Genomic DNA, 14754 nt, shown 5'->3' with positions numbered 1-14754 from the left:
ACCGTCAGATGGTTTCACAAGAGTCGGCATTCCCGGCAGAGTTGGACGAGATATACCAGGAAGTCATCCTGGACCACTATCGCAATCCGAGGAACAAGGGCAAGCTGCCACAGGCGGACCTGTCCTCGCGAGGGTTCAATCCCTTCTGCGGTGACGAGGTGGTCTTGGAGATGAAACTCAGTCCCGAAGGAAGGGTTGAAACCAGCCGGTTCACCGGCCAGGGTTGCTCTATCAGCCAAGCCTCAGCATCTATGCTGACCCAACTAGTGAAGCGAAAGTCCCTGGACCAAGCCCATGAACTCTCCGAGCTTTTCAGAAGTGTAATGCAAGGCCATGCTTTGACTGGTGAAGAGGCGGAGCAGGTGGGCGAACTGGAGGCATTGCAGGGCGTACGCAAGTTCCCGATTCGCATCAAGTGCGCGCTGCTGGCCTGGGCCACTCTGGATGACGCCATTAAGGAATACAAAGCAAAGCGCTAGTCAGTAGATTGCATTAGAAGTAGTCTCATAAATAGGTGAGGGGGCCAATTCCGCATATTCAAATATTCAATCGGAATCCTTGATGGCCTGATTGTATGGGGCCAGCAGCAAGGATGAAAACAAGGAGAGATCCCCCACCTATCCACCCCAACCCCTCTCTCCTTCTACATACTCAGGACGGCGTCTAACTCTCTCCCTCAAGGATGGGTGTTGCTAGTCCTTCCCATGGCGAGAGTGGGAAAAACAGGAATGTCGGTAGTGATAAAGGGCTGTTGGTGGCAGGGTTTCACCCTCTCTTCTGTTCTCCCCCATCAAGGTGGAGAAGGGGTAAAAAGGGATGCCTAGCAATGATTGGCGGCACCTGGGTTGAAACCAACACCTCCATTAATTAGCAACACCCATCATCAAGGGGAGAGAGGACCTGAAGGAGACCGGGTGCCGCGCTAAGCCTTGTTCATAGCAATGGTAATAATGGGTTTATGAGATGGCTTTTAGACTTCAGAGCCCCGAACATTCGGGGCTCTTGCTTTATGGTCGGCTCAAGCCTAGCTTATAATGCCTTTAACGACGCAATAAAAGAGGGTCTATGCCTTCCAAAGTATCAGTAGATGTCCTGGACAAGATTCGGCCTAAGCTCAGGGCGCTGGTGACAGAGAGCGCCAAACGGCTTACCGGCCTCCAGCACTGCGACGTGCGGATGGAGTTTAAGGAAGAGAAGGGCGCGATGTCTGAGAACGGCCAGCCTAAGGCCAGCGCCGAGGACGTGGCTTTCGACTTTGGGGTGAGGGTGATAGCAGGCGGGAAGACGGCGTCGCCGGGGTACTACGGGAAGATTTTGGGGCCGTCGGACGTAAAGAACATAGAGACAGTGGTATGGGAGGGGATAGAGGAGGCGCATCGACGCGCCAGGTCCAGCGCGCGGCAGAAGGCCATGGCCCGCAAGCAGTTCGGAGCATTGGCGGAGAGCTTCTATGCCATGGGACTGGCGCCGGTACACATCTCGCAGGACACTATCAAGCCTATCTTTCGGGATGACCCGCGGTCGGTGCCGCTGGACGCGACGGTAAAGATGGCGGTGGAAGGATGCCAGGCTGCCAAGGGTGAGGGGAGCAGCGTAGTGTATGCGGCGACGTCGGCGGTGACATCACTGATTCGCGAGCTGTATGTGAGTTCAGAAGGGGCGGACATCGATTACAGTTATGCTCAGACCGAGGGGTTCTGCATCGTTATAGGAAGCGGGAAGGACGGGACAGTAGAGATATACGACTTCACCGGCCACCAGCGCGGGTGGGAGGTACTGACGGAGGGGCACAACAAGGGCGTCATCAGCCTCAAGAGCTTTGAGGAGTTCTGCAAAGAGCTGGGCAAGAACGCCGAGGAGCTAGTCAAGGCGCCGCGCCTGAAGCCCACGGAGAAGGAGGTGGTGGTAGTCACGGACCCGCACTTCAATACCCTGGTAGCGCATGAAGTGGTGGGGCACCCTTCGGAGTTGGACCGGGCGCTGAAGTTTGAGACGGCGTATGCGGGCCGAAGCTGGTTCTTCAGGGACTTGAAGGACAACATGATCGGCAAGCAGGTGGCGTCGCCGCTGGTCAGCGCCTACTCGGACCCGACAGTGGAGGGCTACGGCCACTATCCCTACGACCATGACGGGACGCCATCGCGGCGGGCGTACCACATTAGGAACGGGGTGTTTGAGGAGTTCCTGAACAGCCGGCAGACGGCGGCGGTGCTGGGGGTGGAACCTAACGGGTCGTTCAGGGCCACGGAGTCGTACCTGATACCGCTGATTCGCATGTCCAACACGGTCTTTGCGCCGGGTAATCGCGACCCGCAGGAGATCATCAGAGAGGTGGACAAGGGGTACTACGTGTCGGGGCACCGGACGCCGTCGATAGCGGAGTCGAGGGAGAACTTCCGCATTACGGCGGTGAAGGTGTATGAGATTCGGAACGGCGAGCTGGGGCAGGTGTATAGGGACGGGGGGATAACGTCGGACACGAGGGACTATTTCATGAGCATCGACGCCGTGGGGAATGACTTCCGCATGTACCCGATACCCAACTGCGGCAAGGGGCAGCCGATGCAGGCCAAGCGTATGAGCAACGGTGGGCCAACGATGCGGGGCATAGCCAGGCTGACGGGAGGTGGCAACTAATGCTGTCCATTGCCCAGCTAAAGCGTTCCGTCAGCGACGCGCTCAAGTACCTGAAGACGCAGAAGGATGTAACCGAGGCGGAGGTGTTTGCATCGGCCAACGAGAACCTAACGGTGCGGCTCAACTACACGTCACGGATACCGAGCAACGGGGTGGAGGAGCCGAAGTCGGTGGAGTCTTATGGGTTGGGGATAAGGGTGGCTTTGAAGGGGGGAGATGGAGTGAAGACGGGCTTTGGGAGCGAGCCGACCAACCTATCACTCGAAGGCGTGAAGAAGGCGCTGGAGAAGGCGCGGCGAGGGGCGGTGCTGGACCCGGAGTATGTATCGCTGCCCAAGCCGACGGGAGAGCAGCCAACGCTGACCAAGTACCACGACCCGGTGTTGATGTCTTCCAAGGGGGGCAAGCTGGTGCAGGCGGGCTGGGCGTCGGTGAACAGGGCGCTGGAGGTATTCCAGTCGTCGGAGGAGCTGCTAGGGGCGGCCAAGTCGCCGGACAAGGTGAAGGAGCTGGGGCTGATTTTGGGCGGCGACGTGGTGATGCTGAAGGAACGGATGGCCGTCGGCTCCTTTCACTTCCCGTCGGTGCAGACAGACGAGTCTACGCTGATTATGTCCTTCGCGACGGCGATGGTAGAGGACCACGACGCCAAGGGGACGGGATGGGGCACCAGCCCCAGCCTGTCGGGGTTTGCGGGGGACTCGGCGGCGGAGGCGGCGCGGAGCGCCATACGGGCCATCGGCGGGCAGAGGGTGGCGTCCGGGGCGTATAGGGTTGTCCTGGGGCCGCAGGCGGTGGCGGAGCTGCTGGAGTGGATACTGATGCCTGGACTGAATTTGAATATGTTCTACGCAGGGGCGTCGCCGTTCCTGGGGAAGATGGGAAAGAAGGTGGCGTCGGAGGAGGTCTACCTATATGACGACGGGTCGGCGGCGGGGCTGGCGGCATCGAAGGCTATCACGGACGAAGGTGTGCCGACGGGCCGGACGGAGATGATCAAGGACGGCGTATTGAAGGGGGCCTTGTCCAACTATTACGAGACTCAGCGGATACTGCACGACCCCAAGGGCAAGGAGAAGCTGGGCGTGGAGCCGAGCCGGGTGGCCCAGGGTATCGCGCCCCGGAACGGGTTCAGGACGGGCCGAGGCGGAGGCCGGAACTTTGACTCGCCGCCGTCGATAACGCCGACGAACCTGGTGCTGGAGGGTCGGAGAAAGCGGTCGACGGAGGAGCTGATGCGGATGGTGGATGATGGGCTGTACATCGGGCGGCTGTGGTACACCTACCCGGTGAACGGCATCACGGCGGCGGACTTTAGCGGGACGGTGGTGGGGGACTCGTACCTTATCAAGGGCGGGCGGCTGGCGGCGCCTATCAAGCCGAACACGCTGCGGCTGAATGACAACATCTTGCGGGTGATAAACAGCGTGCTGGGGATAGGGCATCCGCCTCGGGGGACAGTGAGATGGGCTTCCGACCAGGTGACGTGGGCGCCGGAGGTGGCGGTGGAGGGGCTGAGGGTGGAGGAGATAGGGGAGTATATGGAGGGGGTTTATCAGAGGTAGGGGAATCTCTCCTTGTGCGGCGGGAGAAGGGGATATACGCAGCGTGGAAGGTATGGTCTAGCCTGACGGACGGGGCGTGGAACTAGGGTTTCACCCTCTCTTCTGTTCTCCCCCATCAAGGGGGAGAAGGAGGAAGAAGGGGTGGCGAGTGACTCTAATGCTCGTCTTCTCTGCCTAGGGTTTACCCCTCATCCTAACCTTCTCTCGCAAGGGGAGAAGGGATTTCCTGGGCAGGCTCCTTGTCCAGCTATCACGCCTTTATCCAATATACGCCCCGGCGACCGCGTGGGGACTCGTCTTGACGGATACCTATCCCAGCATCGTTTCGGCTAAGATGCCTGCCAATGACCGAGTTGTAGCTACGCTCATGTACATGAAGGCTATGTGCCGCTTTGGCTGCCGGATGTTGAGAGACATCCTTGGTGTGAAACTCCCTATGCATTTCACGGACGATGCGGAGAATTACGTTGTGGTCAACATCTCCAGTCCTCATAGCGAAACCTCCTTGGCATATGCTCTAGGAACTTCACCAATATTATGGTTACTGGACGGCAATTTGGTAACCTACCTCGAGTAACTCATTACTAGGAACGCCTATATTCCATCCCTAGATCACGGCTTGGAGGGCGCCGCCGTCAAGGCTGATGCTCTGGCCGGTGATGTAGCTGGCGCGGTCTGAGGCGAGGAAGGCGATGAGGTCGCCCATTTCTTCGGGGCGGCCGAGGCGTCGCATGGGGATTCGGCCCGCGGCTTCGTCCATCATGGCTTGCATATCGCGGCCCTGCTCTTTGGCCATTTTGCCGTAGAGGGAGGTCATGCGGTCGGTGAGGACCTGGCCGGGGAGGACGTTGTTGACGGTGATCCCGAACTGGGAGACCTCGTTGGAGAGCATCTTGGCGTAGCCGACGACGGCGAGGCGGCTGGAGGTGGAGAGGACGAGGTCGAGGACGGGCTGTCGGACGGCGTTGGAGAGGAGATTGATGACTCGTCCCCACTTGCGCTCTTTCATGTGGGGGAGAACCTCGCGGGTCATGCGGACGGCGCTGAGGAAGTTTTGCTCAAGGGCGGCGTACCACTGCTCGTCGGTGAGCTGGGAGGGCTGGCCTGGGGGCGGGCCGCCAACGTTGTTGACCAGGATATCGATGCGGCCAAAGCGGCCGAGGGTCTGTCGGACCACGCTCTTAATGACGTCGGGTTTGGTAAGGTCGGCGGCGAGGGCGAGGACCTGCTTGGGGCTGGAGGCGGCGGCGATTTCTTTTTCGGCCTTGCGGATATCGGCCTCGGTGCGGGAGCAGATGACGACGGAGGCGCCTTCGCGGGCGAGGGTGAGGGCGGCGGACTTGCCCATGCCACGGCTGGAGCCGCCGACGATGGCGGCGCGTCCTTTTATACCTAAGTCCATTTTAGGTTCCTTATGGGTGGGTTGGGGCAATGATAGGGGAAGGAATAGTGGCGGGCAATGGCGGGGGATTAGTTTTTGTGGGGAAGGAACTAATGCTGGGGCGGGGAGGGCCGATCCTCCTGAGGCGGATGAGCCTCCCTCCCGATCCCATCGGGATTTCGGACGGCGATGGATTTTCTTTTAGACCCCACTAAAATTTTAGTTTTGAGGAAACGAATGAGGTGGAGCCTTGTTTGGTTTTTCGCCCTGAGGATATTTGTAAAAAGTTTTTAGGGGAAACAATTCAGGGTTTCAGGCGTGGACTAGATACAGAATTGTTTTAGAGGTTGTCCCGGTTGTTATCTTTTCAATGGCCTTTCATGAAGATGGGGCGATGGAGAGATGGGCTGGAGGGATAGAGAGGATAGCAGAAGGAGAAGGCTTAAGGCTACAAGAAGTTGTCACATCGGAAGAAGAGGTAGGTATGGGAGGAGAGTCGGAGAGGGGAGGTCTCTTCTATGGGTGAGGCAGGAGATAAGGTTACGGTAGACCTGCTCCAACAGATGGCTGTTACTAGTGTGAGACGCTGACGACAATGGAAACGAGAAGATGCGGGGCGTGTCAGTGATATGAGAAACGAGGTTACCGTCATAACAGATTCCTCGACTACGCTCGGAATGACAATAGTAGCCTTGTTAGTGACATGAGGGGCGAGGCAACGGGCACGTCGATTAGATTCTTCGCAGGCTCAGAATGACAAACACGCCTCCTTTTTGTAGGCGCCAACTCAACTAGCGTCAGGCGTTAGGGGCTAATGGCGAGATGGTCTCGCCTCCACAAAATATGAGACCAGTCATTGATGGAGATTTCTTGGCGTTAAAAGGCATGATGATACAGTCGAAATGATGGGTTAAACTAAGACGGCTATGGCTATTAAGTGGCGATGCACACAGTGCGGGGAGTGCTGCAAGCGGTATGTGCCGCTGGTGCTGCCGGTGGATGTTAAGCGCATACAGAATCGGATGAACAAGCCGATATCGGAGTTTGTGGAGTTTTACCGGCCTACGGACTTTAAGCCGCCGCTGGAGGAGTCGGACGAGAGGCTGTTCAATTCCAAGTTTGGGAAGCTGGCGATGGTGCTGGGTCGAGTGGAGAATGAGGACATGGGGCAGTGCACATTTTTGAAGAACAACGTGTGTTCGATACATGAGTTCAAGCCGCACATTTGCCGGCAGTACCCGTTCCAACCGGTGGACTTCGACAAGCCGCAGGGGCCGTTCAGGCTGATAGACGAGCCGTGCTTTGGGAAGCACGATACGGATGGGGAGGTGGAGGAGGGGCCGGTGAGGCGGGACTACGTGTCGTACACGGAGGCGCAGGAGTCGTATAACGAGCAGGTGCGGCGGTGGAATGAGGACCCGACGTCAAAGCGACGGCGGATTGAGGATTTCCTAAAGTTTGTGGGGTTAGAGTGGGGGTGATTTTCTCCTTCTAGGTACTGGGTGCGGGCGTCACTCGCGTTCGGGTCGCCCTCATCACCCTTTGTCCCTCTTCTCCCGACTACGGGAGAAGAGGGAAAGAAAATAAGGATCACCTCATCACCCTCTAACTCCCTCTTCTCCTTTGCAATAGGAGAAGAGGGAGAACCTGATGGGACAATCCAGACCCCATTTTTCGAAAGGTTCGTGGTTTTTCAAAGCTGAACCCATAATGTGCATCACGGGTCTGCTGGAAATGGAAGGATAATATGAGCACCTCATCATCCTTTATCTCGCCACGGCGAACTTGCAGCCCTCTTCTCCTTTTTGAGAAGAGGGAGGGAATATAAGGAACCACAACCCCCTCCTTCGGCATACTCAGGACGGTCCGATTGCATCGGGCCGATAAATCGAGCCTCCTCATTGAATAAATATCAAGGATGAGGAGACTCCGCGATATATGCTTTAAGGCAGCGAAGCACTTTGCAATAGGAGAAGAAGGGGGACCAGAGGGGAACGCCCAGCCCTCCTAAAGAGAAACACCACCCAGATGGGAAGGTTGCGTCGCAGGAAGCCGAGAGGAGCGGATTGGGCGACCTAGTTAGGAGAGTCTTTGGGGATGTGGCGGTTGAAGAAGGGGACGATGAGGCGGAGGTATTCTTTGGGGTGGGTGGCGTAGGTGTGGACGTGGCCGGCGCCGGGGACGATCCAGAGCTGATTGTTGGGGTTTTTGGAGGCCTGGTGGAGGACGATGGTCTCTCGGTAGGGGACGACGTGGTCTTCCTGGCCGTGGATGAAGAAGACGGGCCTGGGAGCGATTTTATGGACCATTTTGACTGGACGCACCTGGCTGAAGTCGGCGGCGAGGAACCACTTGCCCGCGAGGATGGTGGGGACGCGGAACCATTTAGGAAGGGTGAAGAAGAGGAAGGGGACGTTTTCCAGGTCAGGGAGGGTGTCCAGGTAGCAGCTATCGGAGACCAGGGCGGGGATGCGCTTTTCCTGGTCGGCGACGAGGAGGGCGACGGCGGCGCCTAGGGAGAAGCCGACGAGGCCGATTTTTTCGGTGGGGATGCCGCGGCTGTTGACGTAGTCGAGGGCGCCGAGGAGGTCCCATCGCTCGCGGTCGCCAGCGGAGCCTCGATGGCCCCGCGAGTCGCCGCGACCACGGAAGTCGAATAACAAAACGCTGTAGCCGTGCTGCGCCAGGTCTCGGCCCAGGAGCAGGGCGCGGATGCCGGGGCTGTTGCGGTGGTGGCCGTCGCCCTGGAGGAGGATGAGGCATCGAGAGTCGTCGCCGGAGGGTAGGTACCAGCCGCTGATTTTGAGGAGGTCGTGGCGGCTGGGGAAGGAGACGTCTTCATAGTCGATGGGGAAGTCGGAGGGGTGGCCCCACTGGTCGACGGGGTAGCGGCGGGTGCGGACGTAGTCGTAGGCGACCCAGAGGGCGACGGCGGAGACGGCGAGGAGGGTAAAGAAGGCTAAGGAAGCGAGGATTATGACAAGTAAGAGAAGGATAGGCATGGGTGGGTCGAGGGGAGGCCCCCTACCTAACTTTCCCTCCCGGATGGGAGGAAGGGATCAGACGGGAATCGGCCAGAGGGAGGTGGTGGTGATACAGGCTCCTCGGCTCTAGGGATTCACCCCTCATCTCGCCACGGCGAGTCTTCGACCTACGCCTTCTCCCACAAGGGGAGAAGGGATTTTCTTGGTGGCGGTCAGACCTTAAACACACATAGGCCATCAGTTAGCACCAGGTGTCGAATGGGAAGGGATAAGAGAAGGTGAAGCGACCTCTCCTGTAATTTTGAATTGGTAAGGTGGATGCGAGGATGGGCGTAGTAGCAGTCACGTCGATTAGATTCTTCGCGGGGCTCAGAATGACAGAAAACCCTCAATCCTTTATTCGCCGGGGACGAGCTGGCCTTTTTTGCGGCGGGTGTTCCAGTCCTGGTCTTTGATGAGCAGCTCGTGGTCGAAGACGCCGCGGGAGCGGTGGACTCGGTCGCGGGCCTGCTCTACAAGAATCCAGGCGATGTGGCGGACGACCTCGTCGGGGACGCCGGTGGGCCAGAAGGACTTGACGCGCATATCGCAGTCGGTGTTCAGGTAGTCGACGGCGTAGAACTTGCCGTCGTCGGCGAGGGTGATTTCGGTGGAGAAGAACTCGACCTTGGAGAGGCGGGCGATCTCGCGGGCCATTCGGGCCAGGGCGGAGAGGTGGTAGGTCTTACGCTGGAGGGGAGTGACAAGCTGGTACTGATTTGCGGGCGGCTCCCACCAGCAAGGGATAACCTCGCCGAAGACGTAGAAGACGCGGAACCAGGCCACGTGGCTGTCCAGCTGCTTGGGAGTGAGGCGGCGCTGGAGGAGGAAGGAGTCAGAGTCGATGGCTTCTTTGGCGGAGCGGAGGATGTCGTCCTCGGAAGTGGCGTCCAGGATGACGCCGATGCGTCCACCGCCCCAGCCGGGCTTTACCACGAAGGGCGTGCCTATTTGATTAGTGATTTCTCTGGTGAGGCGGAAGGTATCGATGTCTTTTCGAGGAACGATGACGGTGGGCGGCACGAGGACGCTGTTGTTGGCGAGGGTATGATGGAAGAGGCCCTTGTGGGAGGCGGCGGCGGAGAGGTCGGGGTCGTTGATGACATAGCCACCCTGCTCGGCCACCTCCTTGGCGATTTTGAAGTAGATGTTTTCGATGTCATAGGCGTCGGCGGACATGTCGATAAGGACTCGGACGCCGATTTCGCGCTCCTCCAGCTTGGAGAGAAAATCGAAGGCCCAGGTAGGCTCGATGAGGAAAAAGGAGAGCTCAAACTGGGCGCAGAACTCGCGGATGCGGGAGCTAAAGAACTGCTGGTCGTTGGCCAGGGCGACATCGTAGAAGGTAGCCATATAGCTCCAAGCAGTCGGCTATAAGATACCGCTCTGCTTGAGAGATTTTACATCATCGCGGGAATAGCCCAGGCTTGTAAGAATCTCCTCATTATGCTGACCTAGCACCGGCGGAGGCGATTTAATCTCGCCGGGCGTGTCGGAGAACTTGATGGAGATGCCGGTCTGCTTGATGCGGCCCGCCGTGGGGTGGTCCATCTCCGCCAGCATTTTTCTCTCGATAACCTGAGGGTTGGAGAAGACATCGGCCATGTCATTGATGGGGCCGCAGGGGACGCCGCCTTTTTCCAGGACTTGTACCCAGTGCTTTACAGGCTTCTTCTTGAACTCCTGCTCCAGGATGCCGACGAGTTTGGCGCGCTGCCGCACCCGGTCCTTGTTTTGGGCGTAGGCGGGGTCCTGGGCGAGATCCTGTCGGCCCAGGGCGTCGCAGAAGCGGAGCCAGAAGCGGTCGTTGCCGACGGCGACGTTGACGTACTTGCCGTCGGAACACTTGAAGGCCTGGTAAGGGACCAGGTTGGGGTGGGCGGCGCCGACTCGGGGGGGCGGGCTGCCGGCAGCGAAGTAGGCCCCGGCCTGGTAGGTGAGCCAGGAGACCTGGAGGTCGAGCATCGACACGTCGAGGTACTGGCCCTGGCCGGTGCGGGCGCGGTGGAAGAGGGCTGTCATGACGGCGTAGGCGCCGAGCATGCCGGCGCCGATGTCGGTGATGGCGATGCCGACTTTCATGGGGGGGCCGTCGGGGTCGCCGGTGAGACTCATGATGCCGCCGACGCCCTGCATCATCTGGTCGTAGGCGGGGAGCTCGCGGTAAGGGCCGGTCTGGCCGAAGCCGGAGATGGAGCAGTAGACGATGTCAGGCTTGACGGCCTTGACGGAGTCGTAGTCGATGCCGAGGCGGTGGACGACGCCGGGGGTGTAGTTTTCGACGATGACATCGGCGTCGCGGGCGAGCTTCATGAAGATTTCGCGGGCTTCAGGCTCTTTGAGGTTGAGGGTGAGGCTGCGCTTGTTGCGGTTAATGGAGAGGAAGTAGGCGGACTCGTCGTGGATATAGGGCGGGCCCCAAGCGCGGGTATCGTCGCCCTTGCCGGGGACTTCGATTTTAATGACGTCGGCGCCGTAGTCGGCGAGCATGAGGGTGCAGTAGGGTCCGGCCAGGGCGCGGGTGAGGTCCAGGACTCGGACGCCTTCGAGGGCTTTCATGGGATTCCTCCAGGGTGGTGGTGAGGCGGAACCATGGTATCACAGGAGTCGGAAATTGACGCAGGGGGACGGCGAGAGTACGAATTACGAAACGGAACATACGATTTGCAACTATTGCCTTTTTAACAATTCTTTATCAAAATAGGTATGAGTAAAAGATAGTCATAACCCTCAAATACAGCGAAAGGAGGCGAAGATGGTAAGGCGCCACGTATGGAACCATCAGTGGCACTTCCCTTGTAGACGCCTCGCTGGTTTTGAAGGGTTGAGTCGCTGAGCAGAGGTTTGTGAAGGAGAGCCAGCGGGGCATCAGAAAGCCTGAAGGCTCCACGCTAACTTGAGGATATAGCCAAGTAATCCCGATTGCATCGGGAGGCTCCTCTGGCCCTAGAGGCCAGGTATGTGGGGCCGATGGTGAGGAAAACCTAGCCCAGGCCCGGCGGACGCTGGGCCTGGTTTTTTGCGTCTCACGGAGCCGGTGCCGGAGGGCGGAGGGCGGAGGAAGTTCTGCTAAATAAATGCGGCTAATGTGGAAATTTAGGCCCGAGATTTAGGCGTTACCAACCACAAACGACGACTAGAGCTGACGGGAAGGCTCAGCCGAGTTCCGTCTTCAATCAATGGCGCGCTGGTAGTCTTCCTCAGTATTAAGATCCAAGATGACTTCCGGGGTGGCGGCGTCGAAGCGAAGGATGGGGTGGGGGCTGTTGTGGGTGAGGGCTTTGAGGCCCTGGGTGTCTTCTGAGATAGCGAGGAGTTTGGGCAGGAGGCTGATGTTATAGATGACGGGGTGGCCGCCTTTGCTTTTGTAGGTGGGGATGGTGATGGCGGCGCGGGAGCGGTGGTGGGCTTCCACGATTCGCTGGAGGGTGGCGGGGGAGCGGGGCTGGTCTACGTTGAGGATTAGGATGGCGTCGGTTTCACCGTCGTTGAGGGCCGCGAGGCCGGCTTTTATGCTGGTGGTCTTGCCTTGTTTGTAGTGGGGGTTGTGGACGATTCGGACAGCGGGGAAGGGTTTGGCGAGGGGCTGGAGGTCGGCGGCGCGGTGGCCGAGGACGAGGATGATGGGGGAGAGGGCGGCGTCGTGGAGGGAGGATAGCTGGGCCTGGAGGAGGGTGGAGTTTTTCCAGGGGAGGAGGGCTTTGAGCCGGCCCATGCGGGTGGACTCGCCGGCGGCGAGGAGGAGGGCGGCGGTGCGGAGGAGAGGTTTAGGTTTAGGGGAGGACACTGATAGAGAACCTTCGGTGAAGGGTGGTTGGCATAGATATGTGTTTTGTGCTTCTAGGGTTTCACCCTCACCTTAATCCTCTCCCATCAAGGGAGAGGAAAGAAGACGGATAGGATGCGGATGATTCTAGTCAGAGGGGGTGGCGGCGGGTTCTTTGGCGCGGGACTGTTCCATGGCTTTGTCGAAATATTTGCGGGCCATTTGCATGGGGCCGCCTTTGCCGCCTCGTCGGACCATGATGATTTCGGCGAGGACGCTGACGGTGATTTCTTCGGGGGTGAGGGCGCCGATGTCCAGACCGACGGGGGCTTTGACCTTTCGCAGAACTTCAGGTGAGTAGCCCTTCTTGAGGAGGTGCTTGTAGATGAGGAGGGTCTTGCGCTTGCTGCCCATGAGGCCCACGTAGGTGGCAGGAGTCTGGACGGCAGCCTCTAGTGCCAGGTCGTCCTGTCGGTGGCCTCGAGTGGCGACAACGATGTAGGTGTTGGCGTTGATGGGGATTTGGTCGAGGCCTTTTTCGAAGGGGGCGAGGACGGCGCCGGCGGCGTCGGGGAATCGCTCCTTGCTGGCGAAGTCGGGGCGGTCGTCGACGACATAGATGCGGAAGCCCAGGGGGAGGGCGGCGTGATACATGGCCTTGCCGACGTGGCCGCCGCCCATGATGACCAGGGTGGGCGGCGTGGTGAAGCCTTCGATGAAAAGCTCGGTACCGTTGTCGGCGACGAGGTAGGTGTTGTTGCCCAGGTCGGCGACCTGGCGGATGGCGTCGATGGCCTGGCGGTCGAGGGTGGGGGAGCCGAGGGAGCCGTGGGCGGGGCCGTCGTCGCGGAGGAGGAGGCGTTTGCCCATGAGGGAGGGGTCGTTAGCCTTGACGATGGTGGCGGCGCCACAGACGGGGCCGCCATCGTAGGCGTGGAGGATGTCGCGGGCGTAGGGGAGGAAGTCGTCGGGGTTGAGGGGGTCGAGGAAGAAGTACATGGTGCCGCCGCAGACCAGGCCGTCGCGGGCGGCGATGTCCTCGTTCAGATAGTAGTCCTTGAACTGGGGGCCTTCGTGACGCTTGAGCATCTCCGAGGCGGCGAACCAGATATCGCCCTCGACGCAGCCGCCGCCTAGGGTGCCGAGGGCGGTGCCGTCGGCGCGGACGACGAGCTTGGCGCCGGGCTTCTGGGGGGTGGAGCCCCGGGTGCGGACGACGGTGGCGAGGACGCAGGGCTGGCCCTGCTCCAGGAGCCGCGCGGCTTCTTGGATGACTTCTTTCATGACTCGATAAGCGTATCACGGCTGGGGCGTGGGAGGGAAGGATTTATAGGAGTTTCAGGGAGCTTAAGACTGATTTATTGGAGCCAGTTTTCTACTCGTAGCCCAGGCACACGGGAGAAGTGGCGCATGTTGCCAGTTACAACAATAAGGTCTCGCGCGAGAGCAATTGCCGCTATACGGATGTCCGGGTCTCCGATGAACTGACCTGTGCTTTCAAGGTTAGCCCGCAGTGAACCATAGCGTCGGGAAGCTTCAGTATCAAAGGGAAGCACCGTTATGTTAGAGAACAAGAGGAGTTCAATTTGGTCAAGAAGGCGTTCCTTTCTTTCCCCTACCCTGTAGGCGCCATAAAAAAGCTCGCTCAAGCTGATAGCTGAAGTAAACTGCTGAGGTTTCGGCACAGAAGCCATCTTTCTGATAAGAGGGGGCACAGGAGTGGGCCGCATTAAATTACTGAGTGTATCTGTATCAAACAGGTACATTAAGGCTCCAGCTCCACTGGCCGGCCGAAGTCTCGTTCTCGCGATTCATAGATATCCTTTATAAATTGGTCTATTTCTTCATCAGTCATCAGATCGCTCCAAGCACCTACCAGAGCCAGGGCACCTACAGGCTCTTCTGATAATCGCTGTTCACGTTCCAGACATTCCAAATCCCCTATGCTAACAATTGCAGCCACGGGTTTGCCGCGTCGTTCAATGATGACCCGCTGGCCGGTGCGGGCCACATTAGCAGTGAGCTCAGAGAAATGGGCCTTAGCCTTGGCAGCGGAAACTTTTTTGGTCATGCCAACCTCCAAGTGACCTATAGGTCAGCTTGTTTATTATATCGCACGCTAGCAAGGGCCAAAGTGTAACTATCCAAGGCGTGGGCTTTTTGCGAAACTTCAAGGACTTATAGTCACAGGCAAAAATATATGAAAGCAATACGTATACATAGATTCGGTGGGGCGGAGGTGATGCGGTACGAGGAAGCACCGGAGCCGAAGGCGGGCAAGGGGCAGGTGCTAATCCAAGTCGAGGCGGCGGGGGTGAATTACAGCGACATATTGACTCGTGAGGGGCCGAACGAGGAGGTGAGGTTCCCGTGGGTGATGGG

At 58.8% G+C, this 14754-nt stretch carries 13 protein-coding genes; 5 read left to right on the top strand and 8 right to left on the bottom strand.

What is annotated here, in order from left to right; genetic code table 11:
• The first annotated feature begins 8 nt into the window (after window positions 1-8).
• The 3 genes from FJ320_06045 (at window position 9) to FJ320_06035 (ending at window position 4202) form a co-directional block, all read left to right on the top strand.
• Window positions 9-479, top strand: a complete 471-nt coding sequence (locus FJ320_06045; GenBank protein ID MBM3925536.1) for an SUF system NifU family Fe-S cluster assembly protein — start codon at window positions 9-11, stop codon at window positions 477-479.
• A 586-nt stretch (window positions 480-1065) separates the two neighbouring features.
• Complete coding sequence (locus FJ320_06040) at window positions 1066-2637, top strand: TldD/PmbA family protein (GenBank protein ID MBM3925535.1); 1572 nt, start codon at window positions 1066-1068, stop codon at window positions 2635-2637.
• Window positions 2637-4202 (top strand): TldD/PmbA family protein, encoded by a 1566-nt coding sequence (locus FJ320_06035; GenBank protein ID MBM3925534.1) that lies wholly within the window; start codon window positions 2637-2639, stop codon window positions 4200-4202. The genes FJ320_06040 and FJ320_06035 overlap by 1 nt, the downstream gene beginning before the upstream one ends.
• Before the next feature lie 607 nt (window positions 4203-4809).
• Here the strand turns inward: FJ320_06035 and FJ320_06030 are convergent.
• Window positions 4810-5604, bottom strand: coding sequence for an SDR family oxidoreductase (locus FJ320_06030; protein MBM3925533.1), 795 nt, complete (start codon window positions 5602-5604; stop codon window positions 4810-4812).
• 905 nt (window positions 5605-6509) lie between these two features.
• On the opposite strand from FJ320_06030, the gene FJ320_06025 reads away from it, so the two are divergent.
• A complete protein-coding gene (locus tag FJ320_06025) occupies window positions 6510-7064 on the top strand; it encodes a YkgJ family cysteine cluster protein (GenBank protein MBM3925532.1) in 555 nt (184 codons plus the stop codon).
• Between the two features lie 594 nt (window positions 7065-7658).
• Here FJ320_06025 and FJ320_06020 read toward each other — a convergent pair.
• The 7 genes from FJ320_06020 to FJ320_05990 all read right to left on the bottom strand — a co-directional run bounded on the left by FJ320_06020 (window position 7659) and on the right by FJ320_05990 (window position 14443).
• Window positions 7659-8585: an alpha/beta fold hydrolase gene (locus FJ320_06020; GenBank protein ID MBM3925531.1), complete on the bottom strand. Its 927-nt coding sequence runs from the start codon at window positions 8583-8585 to the stop codon at window positions 7659-7661.
• 378 nt (window positions 8586-8963) lie between these two features.
• Complete coding sequence (locus FJ320_06015; protein MBM3925530.1) at window positions 8964-9959, bottom strand: hypothetical protein; 996 nt, start codon at window positions 9957-9959, stop codon at window positions 8964-8966.
• A gap of 18 nt (window positions 9960-9977) precedes the next feature.
• Window positions 9978-11165: a CoA transferase gene (locus tag FJ320_06010; protein ID MBM3925529.1), complete on the bottom strand. Its 1188-nt coding sequence runs from the start codon at window positions 11163-11165 to the stop codon at window positions 9978-9980.
• 613 nt (window positions 11166-11778) lie between these two features.
• Window positions 11779-12393 carry a nucleotidyltransferase family protein gene (locus FJ320_06005; protein MBM3925528.1) on the bottom strand — a complete coding sequence of 205 codons (615 nt, stop codon included), beginning with the start codon at window positions 12391-12393 and terminating at the stop codon, window positions 11779-11781.
• Window positions 12394-12519: 126 nt separating this feature from the next.
• Window positions 12520-13656 (bottom strand): hypothetical protein, encoded by a 1137-nt coding sequence (locus FJ320_06000; protein ID MBM3925527.1) that lies wholly within the window; start codon window positions 13654-13656, stop codon window positions 12520-12522.
• Window positions 13657-13730: 74 nt separating this feature from the next.
• Window positions 13731-14138, bottom strand: a complete 408-nt coding sequence (locus FJ320_05995; protein ID MBM3925526.1) for a type II toxin-antitoxin system VapC family toxin — start codon at window positions 14136-14138, stop codon at window positions 13731-13733.
• A complete protein-coding gene (locus FJ320_05990; GenBank protein ID MBM3925525.1) occupies window positions 14138-14443 on the bottom strand; it encodes a type II toxin-antitoxin system Phd/YefM family antitoxin in 306 nt (101 codons plus the stop codon). The genes FJ320_05995 and FJ320_05990 overlap by 1 nt, the downstream gene beginning before the upstream one ends.
• Window positions 14444-14572: 129 nt before the next feature.
• Here FJ320_05990 and FJ320_05985 point away from each other — a divergent pair.
• On the top strand, window positions 14573-14754 hold a 182-nt coding region (locus tag FJ320_05985), incomplete at its 3' end, for an NADP-dependent oxidoreductase (protein ID MBM3925524.1).

The organism is SAR202 cluster bacterium (assembly GCA_016872285.1).
In the GTDB taxonomy this organism is placed as follows: Bacteria; Chloroflexota; Dehalococcoidia; order Lucifugimonadales.
This window is presented reverse-complemented; position numbering and strand designations above follow the sequence as displayed.

What these genes read in the sequence shown, in the direction of transcription:
- FJ320_06045 (MBM3925536.1), top strand. Translation starts at nt 9, where the DNA reads ATGGTTTCACAAGAGTCGGCATTCCCGGCAGAGTTGGACGAGATATAC.
- FJ320_06040 (MBM3925535.1), top strand. Translation starts at nt 1,066, where the DNA reads ATGCCTTCCAAAGTATCAGTAGATGTCCTGGACAAGATTCGGCCTAAG.
- FJ320_06035 (MBM3925534.1), top strand. Translation starts at nt 2,637, where the DNA reads ATGCTGTCCATTGCCCAGCTAAAGCGTTCCGTCAGCGACGCGCTCAAG.
- FJ320_06030 (MBM3925533.1), bottom strand. Translation starts at nt 5,604, where the DNA reads ATGGACTTAGGTATAAAAGGACGCGCCGCCATCGTCGGCGGCTCCAGC.
- FJ320_06025 (MBM3925532.1), top strand. Translation starts at nt 6,510, where the DNA reads ATGGCTATTAAGTGGCGATGCACACAGTGCGGGGAGTGCTGCAAGCGG.
- FJ320_06020 (MBM3925531.1), bottom strand. Translation starts at nt 8,585, where the DNA reads ATGCCTATCCTTCTCTTACTTGTCATAATCCTCGCTTCCTTAGCCTTC.
- FJ320_06015 (MBM3925530.1), bottom strand. Translation starts at nt 9,959, where the DNA reads ATGGCTACCTTCTACGATGTCGCCCTGGCCAACGACCAGCAGTTCTTT.
- FJ320_06010 (MBM3925529.1), bottom strand. Translation starts at nt 11,165, where the DNA reads ATGAAAGCCCTCGAAGGCGTCCGAGTCCTGGACCTCACCCGCGCCCTG.
- FJ320_06000 (MBM3925527.1), bottom strand. Translation starts at nt 13,656, where the DNA reads ATGAAAGAAGTCATCCAAGAAGCCGCGCGGCTCCTGGAGCAGGGCCAG.
- FJ320_05995 (MBM3925526.1), bottom strand. Translation starts at nt 14,138, where the DNA reads ATGTACCTGTTTGATACAGATACACTCAGTAATTTAATGCGGCCCACT.
- FJ320_05990 (MBM3925525.1), bottom strand. Translation starts at nt 14,443, where the DNA reads ATGACCAAAAAAGTTTCCGCTGCCAAGGCTAAGGCCCATTTCTCTGAG.